The organism is Rahnella sp. CJA17(1/100), assembly GCF_963881615.1.
Taxonomy (GTDB): domain Bacteria; phylum Pseudomonadota; class Gammaproteobacteria; order Enterobacterales; family Enterobacteriaceae; genus Rahnella; species Rahnella aceris.
In genome coordinates this window covers 15,386-39,333 of the sequence record NZ_CAWOJA010000083.1, presented here as the reverse complement: position 1 = coordinate 39,333, position 23,948 = coordinate 15,386, and the positions used below count along the sequence as shown (strand labels likewise).

Genomic DNA, 23,948 nt, shown 5'->3' with positions numbered 1-23,948 from the left:
TTGTTACCCGGAAATTATGCTATACAGAAATATTGAAGAACAAATAACAAGAAGGGCTACACCACCGGCCACACCTGTCCAGAATATTCGCTGCTTTTTTTTATAAATGAGTTGATTTTCTTTGCATGACTCAGCGATACAGTCTAACTGTGCAGGCGTTATTTCCGAGACGCGCAAACGTGAATATTTTGATTCAGGTAAAGACGACAATATTTCTCCAAAAAATGTCTCAGTGATAACGCAGTCACTTCCACTAATGATGATGCCGTCCATAATGATCAACAAATAAACTTGTTCGTCGCCCGCCATAAAGTGATAAAGGCCATCTCCGTAAAGTTTTCGGAGATGAACAGCAAAAGATTCACAACCCGGCGCTGTCTTTATGGAATAGCCAACGAGCTCGTTTGTCGTCATGTCATCCTGAACACGGTAAACATACATACGATGACTCCGACGTATATTTACCATCCATCGCATATATCCGGCGTCCATATTTTCATGGTTTGAGGAGTCCCAAATTAACCCCGTCAATATATTGTTACGCGACAACGTATTTAACATGATGTCCGTCTCCAATCGTTAACGGTTCAAAGGTGCCCGGTAATAGTCAATACCCACCACCATGACGACAGTATTTTCATTGTCAGCAGTACTTTGACCATAACCTAACATCTGGTATTCCTTGTCTTTGCTTAATTCATTTAGTTCATATTTTGCAACCATCAGTAAACTACCAGGGTTCACTGCTGTTGAATTAAACATTTCAGTTGTCGTGACATTGGGTAACTGAACCGTATCAAACACATCTATAGAGTTTAACTGGCTCTTGGTAAATCCACTGGTGACTTCGACACGACCATCGGTCATGACACGCGGAGTAATAATAAAGCTGGTGCCGGTAATGATTTCAGCGGTTTCGATCTCGACATCCTCGTCTCCGCTGTCTTTATTCACCGTGCGGGTACGGCCTGAGACGTAGTGCTGAGAATTGGTCATGTTGAGAGGAATGGGGGTGTTATTGCGTGTCACAAACGAACCACTTTGCAGCACCTTACTCCCGGTAAGTGAATACAGGGCATTTAGCTTCGCATCGATACTCAGTGCACGATCAGCGCCGCCAGCGACAGTCATACCGCCCCCTAACATATCCATCATTGACGTATCAATGACGACGCTGCTGCCCCCATCTATGTAAGACATATTCAGGCCAGCACCGTACTCTTCCAATTTTTCTTTATTAAGAGTGAAAATTTTATATGTGACGACAAATTGCCGGTTATTATCGTCCTGATATTTTTTTAAGACGTCGCTCAGGACTTTATATTCTGACGGACGCCCGGTAAGCGTAACAATGGAGGCATCTTTAAAAATACTGTACATGCCGCTTGAAACATACTTCTCTGCCATGTCTTCGACATCATCCCAGAATGATGATTCGAATTTGGTTTCAGACTTTCCTTCCAGTCCGCCGTTACTGACTGCATCATTAGATAAGTCCAGACTGGCCTCGAACTTATTGTTCTCACCATAAAAATCAAGCTTAATAGCATAGACACTATAAGCATCGATTTTAAGAATATTATTCTCATCCAGATTGGCTTTTACATCGTACAGCGCGGAAATGTAACGCATGAACTCTTCAAAGGTTCCGGTGAAATTGATGCTGTGCGGCTCGATGCTGACTTTGCCGGCATCAGTTCCTTTCTGGCCAGGAATAGCCAAATTCATTCTGTGGCTAACCCCGGTTTGCGCCAGCAATACATCCAGAACGGTATTCAGGTCTGTAGGTTCATAAGAATTTATGGTGACTTTTTTAGCCAGTAAAATCTGACGAGTAGAACTGTAGTCTACTTTCGTGCCTAAATAAGCCGTGTCATATTTCACATAGGGCTTAACCTTCATTTCATCCGCAGACGTCGCGCCAGGTATAGCGTCTTTCACATTGCTACGTGAAAATTGTTTGTTGAAACTTTCTGCGCAACCTTGCAAGAGAAGAAACGCTATCATTAATCCAATTTTGGTTTTCATATCCCTATCCCGAAATAATTCCGTTACATATCATCAATAAGTAATACGTGATTCTTCTGATAATTTTTAATAATCAACCCGTAGTTTTCAGAAGAAAATAGCTTTCCTAACTCTGCCAGAACTTCATCGTCATTTTTTCCCACGAGGGCAATATGACTATAAATTAAGTAATCATTTTTGCTTTGCCAGAGCAGTTTATAACCCGCCTGTTCTGCCCATGTTTTAATTCCCTGACTTAATAGTTCACCACTGTTCAGTGTCAGCGTGACACTCACCGTTGCCGGAGTCAGAACAGAGATACTATCCCCACCAGAGAAAGGATTTCGCGGTGCGTCAGCCGGTTTACTTACAGGGGGAACCGAAGATGAATGTGATAAACTGCCATCTGCATTCACTGTCGCGTACGCACATTGTCCAAGGGCTATGAATAAAATCGTTATGCATCCCGCTATTTTAAATTTCATTTTCCTTCATCCTGAAAATTGTTAAAAACCTATTTTTAAATCATATATCAATGTTGAATTAATCCGGTGGCATGGGTACATGAGCATCCAGTTCAGGTTGCTTTATTGAACTACACCATGAGGTCAGTACAACGGAAAGTGAACTCGGATTAATAACGCTAACACCTTGCCCCGTCACATTGTCAAAAACACCGCTGGTTGCACTGATCACCCAGTAATCGCCGTTGGCATCATCTTTAATAAGATTCACTTGCACGGCGACGCCACTTAAATGATCTAATACACCTGTAGTGGTTCTCCGGTTATTTTCACTATTGGAAAAGTCGGTGAAGTCTCCACCGTCTTCATCTTCGCCTTCTGATGTTTCCAGCTTACCCACATCAGCCGCTATAGAAGAAATGGCGGCAGCCATTCTTGGGTAAAGCTGTCGCGGCACTTTCTGCGGGTCAGCGGGATCGGGCGGAGCCAGAGGGCAAGTTTGTACGGGAAGCTTGATGTGGCCTGGTTCATCAGTGACTTTTTTATTGTAATTCTCCGGGTCATTAACAATGACATCATTGGTACCGGTGTCCTTTTTATTGCCAAAGGATTGGTAGGAAACCACTGGACTGGTCATTAATGCGACGACATTCCCTTTTTCCGGGTCAAATGCCTCACCTTCGAAAATGACATTGGCCATCAATGTACCTGTGACAATCTGATTATTCGCATTTTTAGCCGTCAGATGCATCACACCCTCATCCTGATTGCGTCCTGAGCCGTTTTCAACTTCAAGACAGTGAGTCATCATATTTTCTTTATAATTCCAGCACAGTTTATTTACACCGACTGAGCCGTCCGGCTTGACGTTTTTCCCCACGCCCGCCTTGAAACTGAAACGGACACCCAACTGCGCGATATTTTGATTCATATCGTCCAGATACGAAGCCATGCTTCCAAATGGAATAGCACTATCCGTGGCCTTGGCATTATTTGTTTTTAACAACTTCCAGCCGGTACCAAAGTTTGTGGCTTGTGTATTTTTTTCATCGTTACGATAGAGATAGTCGGCCTGAATGAACGTCAGATCGTAATGGGAAAATGCCTTGCTAAAGGCGGTGGCATAATTTTCGATGGAAAATTTATCAACATCACTTTTTCCATTACGTCCTGGATGAAAACTGATGAAAAAATCGACCTGATCAATCGCCCGCGAGTTATCCGGGCCGATCAGATCGACACGTTCGAGCACCAGATATTTATCCTGACTGTCCGGAGGTTGCTTACAGGGTAAGTCCTCCGTATTGAATTCGTCATCTGCAACTTTCTGATTAGTTGAGCTGTAGCAGCGGTGACTGGTGAAATAACCTCGTGCCTGAGTATTGTCCCATTTAATGTAATCATTCTTATCACCCGGTTCTTCATTTGGCTTATTATTAAAACGCGTGGCGTAAGCTTTTCCTTTTTCATCGGAAGTTAAAATGTCAGGGTTATAGAGAGGGTTAACGATAAAATCTAATTCACCATCCGCATCGACATCGGTGGTTATTTGAATGTTATCTTTATTTACAAACTGTAAAAAGCCATGAATTTCACCTGCAAGTATATTGGTCAGATTTTCCCTTGCAACTGATTCGATTTGTTTTTTCTTATACAGGGAGAATGAGGTGAATACGACACCCATAATGCCCATGACGATAATCATTTCCAATAAGGTAAACCCTTTACTGTTTCTTACCCCTGGCATACACATTCTCATCATTTCAACGTCATCGAAAATGAGCCTGCAACAATAATCGCGGCAGGCTCCTGTTTTAATAAAGGATAGTTTTAACGCTTTACTTATTTACTGCCTAACACCAGCGCGTTGTCTGAACCGACGGAGCTATCACAAAAACCAGTGCCAACAATGGTTTCTGGTGTTAATTTGTCTTCAGTCAGTGTCTTAAGAATCGGCGCTGTAGCTGTGCCTGATAATGACGTTGGCGCCGATGCTAAATCTCCACCTGCAGCAACTTGCGCGGAAGCAACATAATCCCATTGTCCGCCAATCTGAGAGGCAATATTACGGCAATCTTCTGTATCAAGGCCATTAATGACAAGGTAGAAACCTTTCATCTTCGTATCAGCAGTCGCGTACTTAACGCCACCCAATTCGAACGGGTCGTTTGATATACCATTGAAAGCTTCTCCAACGGAAATTTTACCCATTTTAACCAGAGTCGAAATGATTGAGCCTGTTGTATCGGTTGCACTACCGATATCCGATTTAGTCAGTGACGCTGCAGACGCAGTAGCCGGATATTCAGCGCTGTCTTTATAAGCTTCTGTTGTCCCCACGCGGACTGAGTTAGTATTATCGGCTAATTCACTGATGTCCTGTGCTGTGAAGGCACGGTTTGCCAACACAACTACACCGGCGGCAATAATACCGATAATGCCCAGAACGATGATGATTTCCAGTAAGGTAACACCACGCTGTTTTTTAAGTTCCTGATACTGATTTGCTTTACGCTTTAATGCAGTAATTGCATTTTTCATACCTTAATCCTTAGGCTTGAAATAAATTTTATAAATCACGTAGTAATACGATCCCGCTGGAATAGAGCAAGATTCTTATAAATAAGAAATATATAGACTAACGTCTTAATGTTATTACTAACGTTTTAAAGGCAGTAGTTCATGGCCATTCCCTTTATAAAAAATCAATCCCATTAACCAGCACTGGAAATCATAGAGCAAAAAAAAGAATGCGTATAGATAATAAATCGGATCAAACGAATTAAATGTTATTCATATGAACTATTAGGAGGTATTAATAATAAGATCATTTTGATGAATATTATATATATAGTCATTGCCTGACTTCTAAATATAAATTTTAGTGATCATTCCGGGTTGGCTTTCACATGAGGAAAAGGTGTTTTTTGTACAGTTTTATCAATTGGATAGAAGGTTTTTTATTCCTTTTCTCTATCCATTTTTTCGAGTGAGTCTGTCGGGTAATGGCTGCTGTCAGATGGCTCATTTATTACGTATTCCCGTAACTCTTTTTATGGAATAATGTCATTTGAGCATTTAAAAAATGCCGTACAGGTTGCCCTGCGCGGCGTTTTATTTTCTTCGTATTCCTCAAAATTCATACCGGCATATCAATTAATAGTGCGCGTAACGGTGTAATGGCAGAAACGGTCAGGCTGTTTTCCTGATGGATAAATGCACCGTCACCGCAGGCCAGTTTTTGTGATTCGTGGGTGACCGCGCCCTGTGCATTAATCTGCCCGTGGATGGACTGCAAATAGGCGCGTGGTCCGCGAACCGGCAATGTTATTGCTTCACCCGCCGCCAGTGTCAGTTGATGGATCCACACATTTTGCCGCAGTTGCAGGCTGCCCTTTTCCCCGTCTGGTGAGGCCAGCAGGAAATGCGTCGCCTCCGGCAGTACCATTTTCTGCGTTAACGGATTCTCGTGTTCAGGACAGGCATCCAGCCACAGTTGCATTCGCGTCAGGGGCTGAGTGGTGCTGGTGTTCAGTTCGCTGTAACTGACATTCGCCTGCGTCGACAGCAACGCTGCTTCACCGGCGCTGACCTGCATGCTGTTGCCTTCGCTGTCGCGGTATTCCGCCGAACCCTGCAACACCAGATTCAGCACATCCACGCGCGGATACGTGCGCGGCTGGAAACTGGCGCCGGGTGACAGCACTTCCTGATTCAGGACGCGCAGGGAAGCGTAGCCCATCAGCTTGGGATCAAAGTAATGACCGAAGGAAAATGTATACCGTGCCTGGAGCCAGCCAAAGTCAGCGGTACCGCACTCTTTTGCCGTTCTGCTGGTAATCATGGCGGTCGCCTCTCTTAAAAATTTCGATGTATAAATGGTAAGCGTCTGGACGTGTGATTGTTAGCCAGTTAATCTGGTCGCTATATTCAAATTTCCTGAAAGAGAAGAGAATGGCTAAGGATCGCGCACTCACACTGGAAGCATTACGGGTCATGGATGCGATTGACCGCAGGGGGAGTTTCGCCGCTGCCGCCGATGAGCTGGGCCGCGTCCCGTCGGCATTGAGCTACACCATGCAGAAACTGGAAGAAGAGCTGGATGTGGTGTTATTTGACCGTTCAGGTCATCGGACAAAATTCACCAATGTTGGCCGGATGTTGCTCGAACGTGGACGAGTATTGCTGGAAGCCGCAGATAAACTGACAGTGGATGCCGAAGCACTGGCCCGCGGTTGGGAAACGCACATCACCATCGTTTGTGAAGCCTTATCGCCCGCTGCGCAGTTGTTCCCGCTGATTGAAAAGCTGGCGCTGAAAGCCAATACGCAGGTGTCTCTGTTAACCGAAGTGCTGGCCGGTGCGTGGGAACGTCTCGAGCAAGGCCGGGCGGATATTGTGATCGCGCCGGATATGCATTTCCGCTCTTCCACCGAAATTAACAGCCGCAAGCTGTATAAGCTGGCCAGCATATACGTGGCCGCGCCGGATCACCCGATCCATCTTGAAGCGGAGCCGCTGTCTGACGTTAGCCGGGTTAAATACCGCGGGATTGCCGTGGCGGATACCGCCCGTGAGCGTCCGGTATTAACCGTTCAGTTGCTGGATAAACAGCAGCGTCTGACGGTCAGTACCATCGAAGAGAAGCGTAAAGCCTTGCTGGCGGGATTGGGCGTGGCGACGATGCCTTATCCGATGGTCGAGAAAGATATCGAGGAAGGGCGATTGCGGGTGGTGAGCGCAGAATATAACCGTGAAATCGACATCATTATGGCGTGGCGCCGCGACAGCATGGGCGAGGCAAAAGCCTGGTTCCTGCGTGAAATCCCTAAGCTGCTGGCTACGCGGGACGTGAAGTAATGTGTCCTTCCCCTTGTGAAAGGGGAAGGAGCCGAACGAAATCAAAAACGGGTGTCGCGGCCGTGCTCAGAGTCTAAATCCTGCGCCGGTCCGGTGGAAATAATCCCGTAAGGATTGATGGTCGCGTGGCTGCGGAAATAGTGATTACGGATGTGCGCGAAATTCACCGTGTTGCGGATCCCCGGCATCTGGTAGATATCGCGCAGGAAACCGTACAGATTCGGGTAGTCGCTGATGCGGTAGCGATCGCATTTAAAGTGTGTGACGTAGACGGGATCAAAACGCACCAGCGTGGTCCACAAACGCAGATCCGCCTCGGTCAGCTGATTGCCGGTCAGATAGCGATGTTTGCCCAGTAATTCCTCGGCACGTTCCAGTGCCGCAAAAACACCGTCAACCGCTTCATCGTAGGCTTCCTGAGATGTCGCAAAACCCGCCTTATACACCCCATTATTGATTTGCGGATACACCCACTCATTAATCTCATCAATCTCTGAGCGCAACGCCTCGGGATAATAATCCCCGGCTTTGGCACCCACGGCATCAAACGCGCTGTTGAACATGCGGATGATATCGGCGGATTCATTGCTGACGATGGTCTGCTGCTTTTTATCCCACAGGATTGGCACGGTGACGCGGCCGGTGTAATCGTTCTGCGCCCGCAGATAGATTTCATAGGCGTAATTCAGATGATACAAATCGTCGCCCGTCGCAGCCGGGAAATCGGTGCCGAACGTCCAGCCGTGTTCCAGCATCAGCGGGTGCACGACAGACACCGGGATAATGTCTTCCAGCCCTTTCAGCGTACGCATCAGTAAGGTGCGGTGCGCCCACGGGCAGGCCAGCGAAACATACAGATGATAACGGTCGCGTTCTGCGGTAAAGCCGCCAACGCCGTGTTCGCCCGGCGTCCCATCCGGCGTTATCCAGTTACGAAACTGCGCTGCTGAACGTTTGAAATGACCGCCGGTCGACTTGGTGTCGTACCAGGTGTCCTGCCAAACGCCATTCACTAGTTGTCCCATTTTTCCTCCTTCCCCCTCATCCTCCGAGCCGCCTTGATGCAACCCGAATGATTTAGGGGAGATTTACAGATAAGTAATAAAAAAGGGCGAGGTGATAAATCACATCGCCCTGCAGGTCTGACTTATTGTCTTATTTAATTATAGCGTGGTTGCTGCTCCCTGGTGCCGGGGCAATTACCAGTTTTTCTTGATCAGGCGGTCGATGCTGAATGCGCCAGGGCCGGAAGCAAACAGGACGAAGAACCCACCCGCGATAGACAGGTTTTTCATGAACATCATCTGGTTCACGCCCTGTGCAAAATCAGTGTGGAAGATCAGCGCCGTCAGGATAGTGAAGATGGCTGTGATCAGCGCGGTGGTACGGGTAAAGAAGCCGAACAAGATTGCCAGACCGCCGCCAAACTCTAACAAGATAGTCAGTGGCAGGAAGAAGCTTGGCACGCCCATGGAAGCCATGTAACCCGCAGTCGCGGTGTAACCGTTAATTTTGCCCCAACCTGCAACAATAAACAGAATAGGCATCAGAATACGTGCAACCAGTAAAGCTGTGTCTTGTAACTTGTTCATCTTCGACTCCGAAAGTGGTGCGCCCAAATTGAGCTAAAAGTGTTACCGGTCCGGTCGGAAAATATTTCCTGCCGTTACCGCATCAGTTGATGACGAGATAATAAGTCGGATGAATAAGTTATGTTAGCAAGTAAATCTGTCTGAATGGTTCAAATAAATTGAACAGCCACCGTATTGTTATTCAAAAAGAAAAGGGCTGATTGTTTTTCAATCAGCCCTTTTTGCAGGATGGGTATCACGCTATTTGTTGCCGATGGTCTTGCGAAACAGACGTACCGTTCCCCAGATACCGAAAGCGCGCCGGGACCAGCGAACCACTGCACTGGGATGACGGATACCGTAAACAGCCAGCAGGCTTGAGCCTACGACCAGATATTTACGCATATCCACCAGTTTTACCCAGTAATGATCCACTTTCGCGGTGGCATCCAGCCAGTCAGAACCGGCCTGAGAAAGCTCGCCGCGCTGACGCTCAATTTTGCGCAGCAACCTGACTTTTTCGATAGCACGGTTCGGAATGCTCATAGCTCGTCATCCTTTTCCAGCAGAGCGCGATCGACGTCCAGTTGCTTACGGGTGAGGCTAAGCAGTGTTGATCGTTTGGCTTTCGCCAGTGTCATCGCGCCAAGGATCACTGCCAGAAGCAGCAACACGCCGGTCGTCGTTGCTATCGCCGTAAGACGATAGGCCGGGTCAATGGCCCAGAATAAAACAACCAGCAAACTCATAAGACCAAAGGCAGTAAAGATCAGGGTAATACCGGCCATAAGCAGTAATTGGAAAATATTGGCCTTTTCCTCTTCCAGCTCAACCACAGCCAGCCGGACACGCGTTTCCACAATGCTCACCACCACGGTGGCAATGCGGGAAACGATGTCAAACAGGCCCTTACCCGGCCCTTGTGGCGAAGGTTTGATCGATTCAGCCATAATCAGCGGCGGGCTAACAGAACGCCAATCACAACACCGACCGCGGCACCAATACCGACGCCCGTCCAGGGTTTTTCATGCACGTAATCGTCAGCTTTACCGGCGATTTCTTTGGTCTGATAGGCAATCTTGTCACCTGTATCACTCAGACGCTCGCGGGTATCTTTGAGCAGGGATTCTGCTTTACCACGCAGTTTATCGAGTTCAGCTTTCGGCTTATCGGTAGAGGTCTGGAGAACTTCTTCCAGTGTATCTGCCAATGACTTGAGTTCAGCGCGCAGTTGTTCTGATGTATTACTAGCCATGTGTAAGTCACTCCATACGTTAACTGATTCGAACTTTTAACATAGCGGATATTCGGGTTATCGCAAATGCGAATTGTCTGTTTCAAAAGGCAAGATCGTTGTAAACCCGCTATGGCGTGAGGCAAAATCTGTCAGTCTGAAAAGCCATTAATGGCCTTCAGCCTCTTTCAGTTCAGACTTCGCTTCTTCCAGTTTTTGCTGTTTCTTGATGATTTTTTCGTGGTCGCCTTTAGCCTGAACCTCTTTCAACTCTTGCTCACGTTCGGCAACTTTTTCACGTTTCTCTTCAACACGTTTCTGATTTTCTGCTTTCAGACCTGCATCGGTACAGTGCGCTTTATTTTCACGTAACGCTTTCTCCAGACCGTCAACGCGGTTCTGGTTTTTATGCGCCCGCGCTTCGTCGATTTGTTTCTGGATTTCCTGTTGCTTAGTCACGCAACTTTCCGGCTGAGGTGCGGCAAAAGCGGCAGTGGTAAACAGCAATGCAGGAACAAGAGTGAGGGCAGATAAAGTGATTTTCATCATCGGTTTTCCTTTTGACGTTTAAGCGAATGTGCACTTAATTCCATTTGTTGATGAGTTTTATGAATGCTAGCGTCTAAATTATATTACCGCTGAATATGTGGTGATATGAGACAAATCCTGCGCATGGTCTTATCCGAACTTAAGACGCTCACGATCCAGTTTCGACCCCCAGGTCGTGGCATGTTGAGGTTCGTAGTACTGGATAACGAATCCGGCAGGCAAAATGTCCTGCAATACGGTCTCCGCCAGTTTGCGTTGTGAGGCGGTGTCGAGTTGTACCACCAAAGCATCATTGAGCGGCGTAATGCTTTTGATGTGAATACCGCGCTGGCTCAGCCCCTGATAGACATAAAAACCATCGGGTAACGCGACGCCCGCTCTGGCAGGACGGATTTGCAGCGCACTGGTCGGTGCCGGAAGACGGGATACCGCCAGCCCGATCATAGTCGCCGCCGCCAGCAGCATGAGCAGCAGAGGCCAGATAAATGAACGTTTGAGTAATCTTCGGTTCATTATGCATTCTTGCCTTTATTTTGACGGTCAGCGTGTTTTTTGCGCCACAGCACGACAATCGAACCGATCAGGCCGCCGACCAGCAGCAAAACAGGGAGCAGCATCAGGCAGTTCATCACCTGATCTTCATATTTCAGGAACAGCGGGGTTTTACCGAGAAAATACCCCAGCGAGGTCAGGATCAGGATCCACAACAATCCGCTCACCCAGTTGAAAAACTGGAAACGGCTATTGTTCAGGCCCGAAAGTCCGGCAATTGTTGGCAGCAGGGTGCGGACAAAGGCCAGAAAACGACCGACTAACAAGGCGGAAAGACCGTGCTTATGGAAAAGCGCGTGTGCACGTTCATGATAATGCACGGGTAAATGCGCCAGCCAGCTTTGTACTATCCGGGTGTTGCCCAGCCATTTTCCCTGGGCATAACTCAGCCAGCAACCGAGGCTGGCTGCGGTGGTCAGCAGGAAAATGGTTAAAGGGAAATTCATGGCATCTTTGGCGATCAAAACGCCAACAAGGATCAGCAGGCTGTCGCCCGGCAAAAAAGCCGCAGGCAACAAACCGTTTTCCAGAAAAATAATCATGAATAAAATCAGATACAACGCCCAGACTAATTGGGGATTAGCCAGGGTTTTATAATCTTGTTGCCAGAGGGCATCGATAAGCGAACTGATAATTTCCATCGGTGTTGTAAAACTCCATCATTTTCAGTGGGTCAGCGAAAGACATCAGCGGAGAATTTGTCTCGACGCTGCCTGTTTTGCTGATAAGGTCGCCTCTTCCCTGGCGGGCTTTCTGGTCATGAGTTTTTCGGGGATTTACGCGTCTCCGGGCCTGTTTCACTCGGCATGGACGGGTAAAAAAAGTGGTCTAACTGTAACAAAATAACAATAACTCAGACAGGTAAATATAGCGCGTTGAGACTGATCATTTAAGTCTGAAGCACGTTATGGAAAAGGGTTTTACATTGGCTGACACTACTCGACAGTGCCTGACAGGATTGGCGGGGGCAAAGCAGAGGCAGGAAAAAGGCAGGTTGGGGGAATAAACCTGCCTTAAGGGGAATTTATTTAGAATTGAGTACCGGCGGGTCGAGATGAACTACCGGGTTTTCTGAATAAAGATAACGGTCTACGTTAAACTCGAAATCATCGCTGGTCGCGCGGAAAAGCATTTGTTTGGTGTTTTCCAGATGCTGCCACATTGCCAGTTTGGCGGCGTGGGGATCACGGCGGATCAGCGCTTTTAAAATCAGATCGTGTTCTTCGCACCAGCTCTCAATGGACTTCTCATCAATGTGCTCATGCAGTTTGCGCCAGTAAGGGTTATGCAAACGCTGGCTCCACATCTTCTCAACGATGGTCGCCAGCGCACTGTTTTGCGTGGCCTGTGCGACCTGCACATGGAATTTTAAATCCCATTCTGAATCGCGGAAGCGGTCTTCCTGGCGGGCATGCTCCTGAATTTCCATCAGACGCATGATGTCCTGCTTGGTGACCTGTGTGGCGGCGAATTCAGCGATGTTACTTTCAATCAGCTGACGTGCCTGTAACAGCTCAAACGGACCGGCAGTGCCAAACTCGCTGCCACAATCGGGCACAACAAGGTGGCGCTGCTGATTTGACATCACATGAATTCCCGACCCTTTACGGACTTCCACATAGCCTTCAACTTCCAGCATGATAATCGCTTCACGCACGACCGTGCGACTGACATCCATTTCATCTGAAATCAGACGTTCAGCGGGCAGCTTTTCGCCAACCGGATACAAGCCTGTTTCGATGCGTTCCTTGAGCGTGGCAGCCAGTTGTTGATATAGGCGTCTGGTGTCTGTGGATTCCATATGAGTGCTCTTTAAAGTAGTGAAACCTGTAAGAAGTGAGTGTCGGACAGACCTGTGAACTTATTATACAAGTGCCAGTATACGTTTTACGAAAGTTTGATGCACCGTGCATCGGACAGAAAGGCATGGGAGAAATGTCAGAAAAATGCAAAGCCCGGTAAAGAGAGTTACCGGGCTGACGAACAGACGTTTAGGCTTTCGCGGTTTTTAGCGGAGCCGGGACAGGTTCTACTGCAGAACGGTTCTGCAGGACTGTCCAGATAATGATGGCGCCGAGCAGATCGAACACGGCAAGGGCGGCGAACAGCGGGCTGAAACCGATGGTATCGGCCAGCGCCCCGACCACCAGTGCAAACATGGTACTTGCCATCCAGGCCGCCATACCGGTCAGACCGTTGGCGGTAGCCACTTCGTTACGACCGAACACATCAGATGACAGAGTGATCAGCGCTCCGGACAGTGACTGGTGAGCAAAACCACCGACACATAACAACGCAATAGCGGCGTAAGGGCTGGTGAACAAACCGATCATGCCAGGGCCAATCATCAGAACCGCCCCCATGGTGACAACCATTTTACGGGAAACGATCAGATTAACTTTGAAGTACTTCTGGAATAACGGTGGCAGATAGCCGCCCAGGATACAGCCGAGGTCGGCAAACAGCATCGGCATCCAGGCAAACATGGCGATTTCTTTCAGATTGAAACCATACACTTTGAACATGAACAGCGGGATCCAGGCATTGAATGTTCCCCAGGCGGGTTCAGCCAGGAAACGTGGCAGCGCGATGCCCCAGAACTGACGGTTACGCAGGATCTGCCAGGCAGACATTTTCTTGCCGTTGTTGGTCTGATGCTGTGCTTCCTGACCTTCCAGAATGTAGGTGCGTTCTTCAGCGCTGAGTTTCTTCTGATCTTTAGGGTGCTTATAGAACACCAGCCAGCTCAGTGCCCAGATCAGGCTCAGTACGCCGGTAATGATGAAGGCCAGTTGCCAGCTATGCATCACGATGCACCAGACGACCAGCGGAGGCGCAATCATGCCGCCAATAGATGAACCCACGTTGAAGTAACCGACGGCAATAGAACGTTCTTTTGCCGGGAACCATTCGCTGCTGGCTTTGAGGCCGGCAGGGATCATGGCCGCTTCTGCCATACCGACTGCACCGCGGGCGATGGCCAGGCCACCCCAGCTACTTGCCAGCGCCGTCGCCATACAGAAGATGGCCCACATAATAGCGAACATCGCGTAACCGACTTTGGTGCCCATGACGTCGAGAACGTAACCGGCGACCGGCTGCATCAGGGTGTAGCAGGCGGAATAGGCGGCGATAATATAGGAATATTGCTGTGTGGTGATGTTTAACTGGCTCATCAGCGTTGGCGCTGCAGCCGCAATGGCGTTACGTGTCAAATAACCTAATACAGTGCCGCAGGTGACCAGGGCGATCATGTACCAGCGTAACCCTTTAATCTTACCCATTTAACTCTCTCCCAGTAAATAATCCGGCGATGACAACATCAGGCTGTCAGGGCGTATTTCGCACCACCTGAACAAGCGTGGGGGTTCTGGCTTTCCTTAAAGTGTTTTCGGGAACGTTGCCGCCAGATGATTTCACTGGGAGCTGCCCGTGTTATTACGCACTGCGTTATTGTTATCTGTGCGTAAGGGTCCGATGAACGTCCTGAACACCAGAATTACTGCTTCGCCATGGGGCTGACTGCACCCGGGAAGTGTTTTGCCCGGACAACAGCGAAAGGACGTGGCAGGTAATCTCTGACGCTCTTGTCCGGGCGATGCAAAGATAACTTGTCATACAGATTTAAAATTTGAATGACATCACAAAACCACATTTATATTGTGTGGTTACTTAACTTTTTTAACTTCACGGTTATTTACTTGATTTTACAATGAAAACTGTATTTTGATTGATCCGGTTCACACTTTTCTGTCAATGCTTAACAATGACAGCCTGAAAAATGAAACGTAATTGGTGTGACAACTTCACGAAATGATCACATTTATCGTGAACAGTTAATGAACACTGTTATCTGGTAAAAATTGACCGGGTACAGGCCGCCTGAAGGGCAAATGGATTACATAAGCCCTGCTGGCGTGGGAAGAGAGATAATGAGGCCGAAGCCCGGTTGAATGTCCGCAAGCCGGCGCGCACTTTTTAGGTTTTGTCACATTTGGTACGAAATAACTTGTCATACAGATTTAAAGTTTGAGTGACATCACAAAATGACACTCTAATTGTGAGGATAATAAGCACCAGCAGCTGATGACGCTAAAGTCATTATTTTACAGAGAATTAGTTTGTTTTTTTGGAATGAAATCAGTCATTTTAATGGCTTTGGTGCATTAAAAAGTACTGGACGATAGCTTAAATTGGTGTGATAACTTCGCACCATTGAGTGACAACTCTACAGAATTCATGATGAGGAACCTAAGATGGCGCAGTTTTTAACGGAAGACTTCCTTCTCGACACAGAATTCGCACGTCGCCTGTATCACGACTACGCGAAAGATGAGCCAATTTTTGACTACCACTGCCATTTGCCACCTGAGCTGATTGCGCGGGATTATAAATTCAAAAACCTGTATGACATTTGGCTGAAAGGCGATCACTACAAATGGCGCGCAATGCGTACCAACGGTGTGCCTGAGCGGATGTGTACCGGCGATGCCAGCGACCGCGAGAAATTTGACGCCTGGGCTGCAACGGTTCCCCACACGATCGGTAACCCGCTGTACCACTGGACGCACCTTGAGCTGCGCCGTCCGTTTGGCATCACCGGTAAACTGCTTTCCCCGTCTACCGCGGGCGAAATCTGGGAACGCGGTAATGAATTGCTGGCGCAGGATGCATTCTCTGCCCGCGGCATCATGAAACAGATGAACGTGAAAATGGTCGGCACTACCGATGACCCGATCGATTCTCTGGAACATCATAAAGCGGTGGCACAAGATTCCAGCTTTGATGTCAAAGTGCTGCCAAGCTGGCGCCCGGATAAAGCCTTCAACATCGAAGCGGCAACCTTCGTGGATTACATGAAGAAACTCGAAGCCGCGGCGGATGTCTCCATTACCCGTTTCAGCGATCTGCGTGATGCCCTGAAAAAACGTATGGATCACTTTGCGGCGCACGGTTGCAAAGTGTCAGACCACGCGCTGGATGTAGTGGTTTACGGCGAAGCGGATGACGCGACGCTGGACGGCATTTTGTCCCGTCGTCTGAGCGGTGAAACGCCAACTGCGCAAGAAATTGCTCAGTTCAAAACCGGCGTTCTGCTGTATCTGGCTTCTGAATATCAACGTCGTGAATGGGTACAGCAGTATCACATTGGCGCGCTGCGTAATAACAACACCCGTATGTTCCAGCTGATTGGCGCAGACGTTGGTTTCGACTCCATTAACGACCAGCCACTGGCCGAGCCGCTGTCCAAACTGCTGGGCGCGCAAGGTCTGGCCGGTGGCCTGCCAAAAACCATTCTGTACTGCCTGAACCCGCGTGATAACGAAGTGATCGGCACCATGGTCGGTAACTTCCAGGGTGAAGGGATGCCGGGCAAAATGCAGTTCGGTTCCGGCTGGTGGTTTAACGACCAGAAAGACGGCATGCAACGTCAGATGACACAGCTCGCCAACCTCGGCTTACTCAGCCGTTTCGTCGGCATGCTGACTGACAGCCGCAGTTTCCTGTCCTATACGCGTCATGAATATTTCCGTCGCATTCTGTGCCAGATGATTGGTCGCTGGGTGGAAGAGGGCGAAGCACCGGCAGACATCGAACTGCTGGGCAGCATGGTGAAAAACATCTGCTTCGATAACGCGAAACAGTATTTCCAGATTGAACTGAACTGATCGGCTTGAACTGAGTAGCACAACGGAGCGCAGGTTCCTGCGCTCCTGAAATAAACATTGAAATAACAAACAACTATCCCAACAGATAACGACGGCCATAGGGCAATTTTCCCGCCCTCAAAGACCGGAGTCTGAGCAAATTAAGGTGAATGTGAGATGCAAAGGTTAAATCGCCGTGACTTCCCTGGCCGTCAACATCCGGACAAAATTATTCAATTCGGTGAAGGTAATTTCCTGCGGGCGTTTGTCGACTGGCAAATCGACCTGCTGAATGAACATACCGATCTGGATGCCGGGATCGTGGTTGTTCGTCCGATTGACACTGACTTTCCGCCTTCACTCAGCACGCAGGATGGTCTGTACACCACCATCATCAGCGGTCTGAACGAGCAGGGGGAAACGGTGCGTGATACCCGGATCATCCGCTCCGTTAACCGCGAAATTAATATCTATCATCAGTTTGATGAATACCTGGCGCTGGCCCGTGACCCGAATATCCGCTTCGTGTTTTCTAACACGACCGAAGCCGGTATCAGCTATGTTGAAAGCGACCGTCCGGACGATACGCCTCCGGCCAGCTTCCCGGCTAAACTGACCCGGTTGCTGTTCGAGCGTTTCAACCATTTCTCCGGCGCGGCTGATAAAGGCTGGGTTCTGCTGCCATGCGAACTGATCGACTACAACGGTGAAGCGTTGCAGGAACTGGTGCTGCGTTACGCACAACTTTGGGCATTGCCAGCGGCATTCACCCAGTGGCTGAAAAACAGCAACACCTTCTGCTCAACGCTGGTTGACCGCATCGTTACCGGTTATCCGCGCAGTGAAGTCGACAGCCTGCAGGAAGAACTGGGTTATCAGGACAGCTTCTTCGACAGTGCCGAACACTTCTATTTATTCGTCATTCAGGGGCCAAAAAGTCTCGCGCAGGAACTGCGTCTGGACAAGCTGCCGCTGAATATCCGTCTGGTTGACGACATCAAACCGTATAAAGAACGCAAAGTGGCGATCCTTAACGGCGCACACACCGCGCTGGTGCCGGTGGCCTTCCTGTCAGGGCTGAACACCGTTGGCGAATCCATGAATGATGCGCAAATCAGCCGCTTTGTCGAACTGGCGATCGCCGAGGAAATCTCGCCGGTGCTGGATTTGCCACAGGATGAACTGACGTCCTTTGCCCAGGCGGTACTCAGCCGTTTCCGCAACCCGTTCATTCAGCATCAGCTGCTGTCGATTGCCCTGAACGGTATGACCAAATACCGCACCCGCATTCTGCCGCAACTGCTGGCGAGCCAGGAAAAGAATCAGCTTCTGCCTCCGCGCCTGACCTTTGCACTGGCAGCCTTGCTGGCGTTTTACCGTGGTGAACGTAACGGTGAAATTTATCCGCTGCAGGACGATGCACACTGGTTGAGCCGTTTCTCCGAATTGTGGGGTAACGTGCGTAATGGCAGCCTGCCGTTGGCCGGGCTGGTCGAAACTGTGCTGGCGGATGAAGAACACTGGGGACGTGACCTGAATACCGTGCCGGGTCTGACTGCAAAAGTGACCGAGCAATTGCAGTCGATTGAAGACCTTGGCATGCGTGACGCGTTGGCGGCTTACAGCTAAGAGAGCAACTATGCAAAGTATCATTCAAATTCATACCGCTGATAACGTCGCCGTCGCGTTGCGCGATATCGACGCGGGCGAGCAGGTCGAAGCAGGCGGTCACACCGTCGTGTTGGCTCAGCCGGTTGCCCGTGGCCACAAGTTTGCCCTTCGCCAGATTGCGGCGGGGGAGAACATTGTTAAATACGGCCTGCCGATCGGGCATGCGCTGACGGCGATTGAGCCGGGTGTGCATATTCATTCGCAAAACGGCAAAACTAACCTGAGTGATCTGGACGAATACCAGTATCAGCCGGATTTCGCCAGCCTGCCGGAACAGATGGCGGATCGCGATGTGCAGATCTTCCGTCGTAAAAATGGTCAGGTGGGGATCCGTAACGAGCTGTGGTTGATCCCGACCGTTGGTTGCGTCAACGGGATAGCCCGCCAGATCCAGACACGTTTCCTGAAAGAAACCAATGACGCGGAAGGGACCGACGGCGTTTACCTGTTCACGCATCCGTTCGGTTGTTCGCAACTGGGTGACGATCATGTGAACACCCGTACTATGCTGCAAAATATGGTACGCCATCCGAATGCGGGTGCGGTGCTGGTGATCGGCCTTGGTTGTGAAAACAATCAGGTGGACGTGTTCCGTGAAACGCTGGGCGAAGTGGACGAAGAGCGCGTGCGTTTCATGACGCTGCAAAAGTTCGACGACGAAGTGGAAGCCGGTCTGGAACGCCTGCGCGAACTGTATGCTGTAATGCGTGACGATAAACGCGTTGCCGGTAAACTCAGCGAACTGAAATTCGGTCTGGAATGTGGTGGCTCTGATGGTTTATCGGGCATCACCGCTAACCCGTTGCTGGGGCGTTTCTCCGACTACGTGATCGCCAACGGCGGCACTTCCGTGCTGACCGAAGTGCCTGAAATGTTTGGCGCAGAACGTATTCTGATGAGCCGTTGTCGTGATGAAAGTACGTTTGAGAAAACCGTTCACATGGTGAATGATTTCAAACAGTACTTCATCGAACATAATCAGCCGATTTACGAGAACCCGTCTCCGGGTAACAAAGCCGGTGGTATCACTACGCTGGAAGAAAAATCGCTGGGCTGTACACAAAAAGCTGGCCAAAGCCCGGTAATGGATGTGCTGAAATACGGCGAACGTCTGACTACGCCGGGGCTGAACCTGCTGAGTGCGCCGGGTAACGACGCCGTCGCCACCAGTGCGCTGGCAGGTGCGGGCTGTCATATGGTGCTGTTCAGTACCGGACGCGGCACGCCTTACGGCGGTTTTGTGCCGACGGTGAAACTGGCAACCAACAGTGAACTGGCCACGAAAAAACCGCACTGGATCGATTTCGATGCCGGACGCCTGATCCACGATGTCAGTATGGATCAGTTGCTGGGTGAATTTGTGGATCTGATCGTGGCGATCGCCGATGGCCGCAAAGCCAAAAACGAACTCAATGATTTCCGCGAATTAGCCATTTTTAAAAGCGGTGTCACATTGTAACCGGTCAGGTTTATCGTTAGGATGAAACGGCGTTTCAGTTATGGAACGCCGTTTGCTTTTGCAGCGCAAGACCCCCACGTATGAGACTCCTGACAAATGACGTATTACTGGTTTGCCCAGTCAGTTGGTGTTGTGGCCTTCATGGTCGGCATCACGATGTTTTTCAACCGCAGCGACCGCCGTTTCAAACAACAGCTTTCTGCCTACAGCGCCATTATCGGCGTGCATTTTCTGATGATGGGTGCCGCGCCCGCTGGCATGAGCGCCTTACTGAATTCTCTGCGCACACTGATTTCCCTGCGTACCCGTAACCAGTTGATTATGGTAATTTTCATCGTCCTGACCCTGGTACTGGGGCTAAGCCGCGCCCATCACTGGATGGAACTCTTACCGGTCGGCGCGACAGTTGTCAGTACCTGGGCGCTGTTCCGCACCAGCGGGCTGACAACCCGCTGCATTATGTGGTGCTCAACCTGCTGCTGGGTGGCACACAACATCTGGCTTGGCTCGATTGGCGGTTCACTTATCGAAGGCAGTTTTCTGGTCATGAACGGTTTTAATATCATTCGCTTCCGCCGCCTGCAATTGCGTGGTATCGATCCATTTGAGGTCGAGAAGAAGCTAGTGCAGAAGATGGATGAGCAGGGATAGTCCCTGCTTTTTTGTCCTTCATTCGCGTACCCCGCTTATTTTGAATCTGCTCACAGATTGCAATAATAATTCCCCGTTTCTCCCTCTATTGATTCTTTCCGCCTGTTTGCCTCGTTGACAACCTCCGGACGCAGGAGTAATTTCCGATTCCGTGGGAGCGGTCCCACAAAAAGGGAAAGGGAAAAAGGAAAATCATGGACGCTATTCAGGGATTACTGAAACAGATATATGCAGGGAAATTGTCAGCGGTATTCTTAGATGATCTGATTACACGCATTGAGGTTGCCAGAAATCAGATTACCTATACGGCCAAACAGGGATGGGATGAAAAAGATGTGGTATTGATCACCTATGCAGATCAGTTCACGAACAAAGCAGAAAAAACACTTTCAGTATTCGATAGTTTTTATCAGCAGCATCTGGCGGATGTTTTTAATATTGTTCACCTTCTGCCGTTTTATCCTTATTCGTCGGATGATGGTTTCTCGGTGATTGATTATCAGCAGGTCAATCCACTGGCGGGGAACTGGAAAGATATCCGTAAGCTTGGCCAGTCTTCACGGCTGATGTTTGATTATGTCTGTAATCATATTTCCGCGAGCAGTGAATGGTTTAAACAATATCTGGCGGGCAATCCGAAATATGAAAACTATTTTATTAGCCTGAACGAAAATAGTGATTTATCTGCCGTGACCCGTCCCCGCAGATCGCCGCTGTTAACACCTTTCCGCTGTGAAAATGGCGAAACCCGTCATGTCTGGACCACCTTCAGCGCGGATCAGATCGACCTGAATTTTGCGCACCCTGACGTACTGCGCGACATGCTGGACGTGTTACTGAAATACCTGTCGGAAGGCGCTGAATATGTGCGTCTTGATGCTGTGGGTTACATGTGGAAGGAACCCGGCACCTCCTGTATTCATCTGCCCAAAACACATTTACTGGTGAAGCTATTCCGCGCCGTGGTGGAGTATGTTTCACCCGGTACTGTGATTATTACCGAAACCAATGTGCCGCATCAGGACAACATCAGTTACTTTGGTAACGGGTTTGATGAGGCGCAGATGGTCTATCAGTTCCCGCTGCCACCGCTGGTTCTGCATGCCATTCACAGTGAAAACGGTGAAACGCTGAAACGTTGGGCCGCCGGTCTGGATGCCTGCACATCCGCCACCACCTTCTTTAATTTTCTTGCTTCGCATGATGGCATTGGCCTGAACCCGCTGCGCGGATTACTGCCGGAATCAGAGATCCTCAGGCTGGTGGATGCGCTGCAACAGGAAGGCGCGAGGGTGTCGTATAAAAATAATCCGGATGGCAGCACCAGCCCGTATGAAGTCAACGTCACCTATATGGATGCGCTGAACCGGCAGTCGGACGACGACGATATCCGTCTGCAACGCTTCATGCTGGCGCACGCTATTTTGCTGGCATTCCCCGGTGTTCCTGCGGTGTATATCCAAAGTATCCTGGGTTCGCGTAACGATATTCAGGGGGTTGAGAACGCCGGATATAACCGGGCAATTAACCGGCAGAAATATGATGTCACGGAAATTGGACAGATATTATCTGAACCTGATTCATTACGTGCGCGGGTATTTGGTGAGCTGAAAAAATTAATTATCTGCCGAACTGAACAGACGGCATTTCATCCTTCCGCGCCGATGCGGGTCATAGAATGTCATGAAAGTGTGTTTGCCTTTATCCGGGGGCAGGGAAACCAGGAAATAGTGTGTCTGTTTAACCTTTCCGCTAACAATATTCAGGTAACGCTCCCTTCGGGGAATTATCAGGTCTTACCTTCTAATTATTCACTGAAATGTGACGGGGAAATAACATTAAAGCCTTATCAGTATATCTGGTTACGCCATTAATTAAGATGTTCCGTTATTTTTTTTGTATTTAAAGGGTGTGATATTTCACAGGCCAGTGATTTCGGCTGGCTATAAATTAGCAAAGGAGATGTTCATGAATATAAAAATGAAAAGAAAATATATCCTTATAACTCCGTTATTATTATCCGCATTATGTTTATCGGCCTGTGAGGACGCCAAAGAGAGACAGGTCACCATTGAGTTTATGCATTCTTCGGTCGAGCAGGAACGTCAGGTGGTCATTAATCAGCTGATCGCGAAATTTGAACAGGAAAATCCGCAGATCACCATTAAACCGGTGCCGGTGGAAGAAGATGCCTACAACACCAAAGTGATTACGCTGGCCCGTACCGGTGCACTGCCAGCCGTGATTGAAGTCAGTCACGATTACGCCAAAGTGATGGATCAGGAACAGCTGATCGACCGCGATGCCATCAGGCAGGTGATCGACGCCATAGGTGCTGATCAGTTTTATCCCGGCGTATTGCGCATCGTGCGCACGGAAGAAGGCGAGAATTACACCGGCGTACCGATCCACGGCTGGATACAGGGGATCTGGTACAACAAATCACAACTGGCTGACGCCGGATTCTCTGCGCCGCAAAACTGGCAGGATGTCACCCGCATTGCCACGGCATTTAATCAGCCCGCGCGGAAAAAATACGGCATTGCGTTACCGACCGCCGAAAGTGTTCTGACCGAACAGGCTTTCTCGCAGTTTGCGCTTTCCAACGATGCCAACGTATTGAATGCTCAGGGGCAAATCACGGTTAACACGCCGGAAATGCAGCAGGCGCTGGATTATTACCGTCAGCTCGCCACCTTCTCGATGCCCGGTTCCAATGACGTCATGGAAATCAAAGACGCCTTTATGAACGGCACGGTGCCGATGGCGATTTACTCCACTTATATTCTTCCTGCGGTGTACAGCGAAGGCAAAGCCGGTGACCTTGGTTTTGCCGTGCCGACTGAAAAATCCAAAGCCGTTTACGGCACCATCACCTCACTGACCATCTCCAACGGCCTGGATACGCCTGAACGTGAGGCCGCCGAACGGTGGGTGAGCTTCCTCGAAAAACCGGATAACGCGACAGCCTGGGTGCTGATGTCGCCGGGTGCCGCATTGCCGGTGACCCAAGGCGTGACCGGTAATGCCACCTGGCAAAACAATCCGGTGATCAAGGCATTTGGCACGCTGCCGCAAATGCTGGTGAACGAGTTTGCCAACGTGCAGGTGTTCGGTTCCGTCGGGGAGAAAAACTTCGCAGCAATGGGCGATATCACAGGCTCTGCCGTGCTCAGCGAAATGCTCAATGGCGTGACCGTCGGGAAGAAGGATCCGCAGCAGTCACTGGCGGAAGGGCAAAAGCGTATCGAAGCATTGATGCAAAAACGCTAAACGGAGGAG

At 49.3% G+C, this 23,948-nt stretch carries 23 protein-coding genes; 7 read left to right on the top strand and 16 right to left on the bottom strand.

The genetic code is table 11. The annotated features are described in order from the left end of the window. Positions 1-3: 3 nt before the first annotated feature. The 6 genes from AACU55_RS23600 to AACU55_RS23575 form a co-directional block, all read right to left on the bottom strand. Entirely contained in the window at positions 4-414 is a 411-nt protein-coding gene (locus AACU55_RS23600) for a pilus assembly protein (protein ID WP_231576054.1), read from the bottom strand. 165 nt (positions 415-579) lie between these two features. Next, on the bottom strand, positions 580-2,028 hold the full coding sequence (locus tag AACU55_RS23595; protein ID WP_013577218.1) for a type II and III secretion system protein: 1,449 nt from the start codon (positions 2,026-2,028) through the stop codon (positions 580-582). A 23-nt stretch (positions 2,029-2,051) separates the two neighbouring features. Next, complete coding sequence (locus AACU55_RS23590) at positions 2,052-2,492, bottom strand: TcpQ domain-containing protein (RefSeq protein WP_234300301.1); 441 nt, start codon at positions 2,490-2,492, stop codon at positions 2,052-2,054. Positions 2,493-2,550: 58 nt separating this feature from the next. Beyond that, positions 2,551-4,218, bottom strand: a complete 1,668-nt coding sequence (locus AACU55_RS23585) for a pilus assembly FimT family protein (protein ID WP_134706237.1) — start codon at positions 4,216-4,218, stop codon at positions 2,551-2,553. Between the two features lie 95 nt (positions 4,219-4,313). Beyond that, positions 4,314-5,012, bottom strand: a complete 699-nt coding sequence (locus tag AACU55_RS23580; RefSeq protein ID WP_013577215.1) for a prepilin-type N-terminal cleavage/methylation domain-containing protein — start codon at positions 5,010-5,012, stop codon at positions 4,314-4,316. Between the two features lie 598 nt (positions 5,013-5,610). Beyond that, positions 5,611-6,315, bottom strand: coding sequence for a pirin family protein (locus tag AACU55_RS23575; protein WP_134706236.1), 705 nt, complete (start codon positions 6,313-6,315; stop codon positions 5,611-5,613). 110 nt (positions 6,316-6,425) lie between these two features. Between AACU55_RS23575 and AACU55_RS23570 the strand changes: the two genes are divergently transcribed. Continuing rightward, positions 6,426-7,331: a LysR family transcriptional regulator gene (locus tag AACU55_RS23570; RefSeq protein WP_013577213.1), complete on the top strand. Its 906-nt coding sequence runs from the start codon at positions 6,426-6,428 to the stop codon at positions 7,329-7,331. Between the two features lie 41 nt (positions 7,332-7,372). On the opposite strand, the gene AACU55_RS23565 is transcribed toward AACU55_RS23570, so the two are convergent. The 10 genes from AACU55_RS23565 to AACU55_RS23520 form a co-directional block, all read right to left on the bottom strand. After that, positions 7,373-8,356, bottom strand: coding sequence for a glutathione S-transferase family protein (locus AACU55_RS23565; RefSeq protein WP_134706235.1), 984 nt, complete (start codon positions 8,354-8,356; stop codon positions 7,373-7,375). Between the two features lie 174 nt (positions 8,357-8,530). After that, the gene (locus AACU55_RS23560) at positions 8,531-8,923 is read right to left on the bottom strand and encodes a DoxX family protein (protein ID WP_134706234.1); all 393 of its coding nucleotides are present in this window, start codon (positions 8,921-8,923) and stop codon (positions 8,531-8,533) included. A 240-nt stretch (positions 8,924-9,163) separates the two neighbouring features. Next, entirely contained in the window at positions 9,164-9,448 is a 285-nt protein-coding gene (locus tag AACU55_RS23555; RefSeq protein ID WP_037035072.1) for a YqjK-like family protein, read from the bottom strand. Beyond that, positions 9,445-9,852, bottom strand: a complete 408-nt coding sequence (locus AACU55_RS23550; protein WP_013577209.1) for a phage holin family protein — start codon at positions 9,850-9,852, stop codon at positions 9,445-9,447. Before AACU55_RS23550 ends, AACU55_RS23555 begins: the two co-directional genes overlap by 4 nt. 2 nt (positions 9,853-9,854) lie before the next feature. After that, positions 9,855-10,157: a DUF883 family protein gene (locus tag AACU55_RS23545; protein WP_013577208.1), complete on the bottom strand. Its 303-nt coding sequence runs from the start codon at positions 10,155-10,157 to the stop codon at positions 9,855-9,857. A 147-nt stretch (positions 10,158-10,304) separates the two neighbouring features. Then, positions 10,305-10,682 carry a DUF1090 domain-containing protein gene (locus AACU55_RS23540; protein WP_015690507.1) on the bottom strand — a complete coding sequence of 126 codons (378 nt, stop codon included), beginning with the start codon at positions 10,680-10,682 and terminating at the stop codon, positions 10,305-10,307. A gap of 132 nt (positions 10,683-10,814) precedes the next feature. Next, positions 10,815-11,198, bottom strand: a complete 384-nt coding sequence (gene mzrA / locus AACU55_RS23535; protein WP_015690506.1) for an EnvZ/OmpR regulon moderator MzrA — start codon at positions 11,196-11,198, stop codon at positions 10,815-10,817. Then, a complete protein-coding gene (locus AACU55_RS23530) occupies positions 11,198-11,878 on the bottom strand; it encodes a DedA family protein (protein WP_013577205.1) in 681 nt (226 codons plus the stop codon). The genes mzrA and AACU55_RS23530 overlap by 1 nt, the downstream gene beginning before the upstream one ends. A gap of 383 nt (positions 11,879-12,261) precedes the next feature. After that, on the bottom strand, positions 12,262-13,038 hold the full coding sequence (gene exuR / locus AACU55_RS23525; protein WP_013577204.1) for a transcriptional regulator ExuR: 777 nt from the start codon (positions 13,036-13,038) through the stop codon (positions 12,262-12,264). Between the two features lie 190 nt (positions 13,039-13,228). After that, positions 13,229-14,521: an MFS transporter gene (locus AACU55_RS23520; RefSeq protein WP_013577203.1), complete on the bottom strand. Its 1,293-nt coding sequence runs from the start codon at positions 14,519-14,521 to the stop codon at positions 13,229-13,231. Between the two features lie 972 nt (positions 14,522-15,493). Here AACU55_RS23520 and uxaC point away from each other — a divergent pair. The 6 genes from uxaC to AACU55_RS23490 all read left to right on the top strand — a co-directional run bounded on the left by uxaC (position 15,494) and on the right by AACU55_RS23490 (position 23,939). After that, the gene (gene uxaC / locus AACU55_RS23515; RefSeq protein ID WP_134706233.1) at positions 15,494-16,906 is read left to right on the top strand and encodes a glucuronate isomerase; all 1,413 of its coding nucleotides are present in this window, start codon (positions 15,494-15,496) and stop codon (positions 16,904-16,906) included. Positions 16,907-17,062: 156 nt separating this feature from the next. Next, on the top strand, positions 17,063-18,514 hold the full coding sequence (locus AACU55_RS23510; protein WP_013577201.1) for a tagaturonate reductase: 1,452 nt from the start codon (positions 17,063-17,065) through the stop codon (positions 18,512-18,514). A gap of 10 nt (positions 18,515-18,524) precedes the next feature. After that, positions 18,525-20,015 carry a UxaA family hydrolase gene (locus tag AACU55_RS23505; RefSeq protein WP_037035079.1) on the top strand — a complete coding sequence of 497 codons (1,491 nt, stop codon included), beginning with the start codon at positions 18,525-18,527 and terminating at the stop codon, positions 20,013-20,015. Positions 20,016-20,111: 96 nt separating this feature from the next. Beyond that, on the top strand, positions 20,112-20,666 hold the full coding sequence (locus AACU55_RS23500) for a YgjV family protein (RefSeq protein ID WP_013577199.1): 555 nt from the start codon (positions 20,112-20,114) through the stop codon (positions 20,664-20,666). Between the two features lie 194 nt (positions 20,667-20,860). Further along, positions 20,861-22,540, top strand: a complete 1,680-nt coding sequence (locus AACU55_RS23495) for an alpha-amylase family glycosyl hydrolase (RefSeq protein ID WP_134706232.1) — start codon at positions 20,861-20,863, stop codon at positions 22,538-22,540. A 106-nt stretch (positions 22,541-22,646) separates the two neighbouring features. Then, positions 22,647-23,939: an ABC transporter substrate-binding protein gene (locus tag AACU55_RS23490; protein ID WP_205960139.1), complete on the top strand. Its 1,293-nt coding sequence runs from the start codon at positions 22,647-22,649 to the stop codon at positions 23,937-23,939. The last annotated feature ends 9 nt before the right edge of the window (positions 23,940-23,948 follow it).

Excerpts from the sequence above, each read along its gene's own strand:
- AACU55_RS23505 (WP_037035079.1), top strand. The coding sequence starts at position 18,525 with ATGCAAAGTATCATTCAAATTCATACCGCTGATAACGTCGCCGTCGCG.
- AACU55_RS23565 (WP_134706235.1), bottom strand. The coding sequence starts at position 8,356 with ATGGGACAACTAGTGAATGGCGTTTGGCAGGACACCTGGTACGACACC.
- AACU55_RS23545 (WP_013577208.1), bottom strand. The coding sequence starts at position 10,157 with ATGGCTAGTAATACATCAGAACAACTGCGCGCTGAACTCAAGTCATTG.
- AACU55_RS23510 (WP_013577201.1), top strand. The coding sequence starts at position 17,063 with ATGCAAAGGTTAAATCGCCGTGACTTCCCTGGCCGTCAACATCCGGAC.
- AACU55_RS23550 (WP_013577209.1), bottom strand. The coding sequence starts at position 9,852 with ATGGCTGAATCGATCAAACCTTCGCCACAAGGGCCGGGTAAGGGCCTG.
- AACU55_RS23585 (WP_134706237.1), bottom strand. The coding sequence starts at position 4,218 with ATGCCAGGGGTAAGAAACAGTAAAGGGTTTACCTTATTGGAAATGATT.
- AACU55_RS23555 (WP_037035072.1), bottom strand. The coding sequence starts at position 9,448 with ATGAGCATTCCGAACCGTGCTATCGAAAAAGTCAGGTTGCTGCGCAAA.
- AACU55_RS23490 (WP_205960139.1), top strand. The coding sequence starts at position 22,647 with ATGAAAAGAAAATATATCCTTATAACTCCGTTATTATTATCCGCATTA.
- AACU55_RS23500 (WP_013577199.1), top strand. The coding sequence starts at position 20,112 with ATGACGTATTACTGGTTTGCCCAGTCAGTTGGTGTTGTGGCCTTCATG.
- AACU55_RS23595 (WP_013577218.1), bottom strand. The coding sequence starts at position 2,028 with ATGAAAACCAAAATTGGATTAATGATAGCGTTTCTTCTCTTGCAAGGT.
- AACU55_RS23530 (WP_013577205.1), bottom strand. The coding sequence starts at position 11,878 with ATGGAAATTATCAGTTCGCTTATCGATGCCCTCTGGCAACAAGATTAT.
- AACU55_RS23520 (WP_013577203.1), bottom strand. The coding sequence starts at position 14,521 with ATGGGTAAGATTAAAGGGTTACGCTGGTACATGATCGCCCTGGTCACC.
- AACU55_RS23560 (WP_134706234.1), bottom strand. The coding sequence starts at position 8,923 with ATGAACAAGTTACAAGACACAGCTTTACTGGTTGCACGTATTCTGATG.
- mzrA (WP_015690506.1), bottom strand. The coding sequence starts at position 11,198 with ATGAACCGAAGATTACTCAAACGTTCATTTATCTGGCCTCTGCTGCTC.
- AACU55_RS23540 (WP_015690507.1), bottom strand. The coding sequence starts at position 10,682 with ATGAAAATCACTTTATCTGCCCTCACTCTTGTTCCTGCATTGCTGTTT.
- AACU55_RS23590 (WP_234300301.1), bottom strand. The coding sequence starts at position 2,492 with ATGAAATTTAAAATAGCGGGATGCATAACGATTTTATTCATAGCCCTT.
- AACU55_RS23570 (WP_013577213.1), top strand. The coding sequence starts at position 6,426 with ATGGCTAAGGATCGCGCACTCACACTGGAAGCATTACGGGTCATGGAT.
- AACU55_RS23600 (WP_231576054.1), bottom strand. The coding sequence starts at position 414 with ATGACGACAAACGAGCTCGTTGGCTATTCCATAAAGACAGCGCCGGGT.
- AACU55_RS23580 (WP_013577215.1), bottom strand. The coding sequence starts at position 5,012 with ATGAAAAATGCAATTACTGCATTAAAGCGTAAAGCAAATCAGTATCAG.
- AACU55_RS23495 (WP_134706232.1), top strand. The coding sequence starts at position 20,861 with ATGGACGCTATTCAGGGATTACTGAAACAGATATATGCAGGGAAATTG.
- uxaC (WP_134706233.1), top strand. The coding sequence starts at position 15,494 with ATGGCGCAGTTTTTAACGGAAGACTTCCTTCTCGACACAGAATTCGCA.
- exuR (WP_013577204.1), bottom strand. The coding sequence starts at position 13,038 with ATGGAATCCACAGACACCAGACGCCTATATCAACAACTGGCTGCCACG.
- AACU55_RS23575 (WP_134706236.1), bottom strand. The coding sequence starts at position 6,315 with ATGATTACCAGCAGAACGGCAAAAGAGTGCGGTACCGCTGACTTTGGC.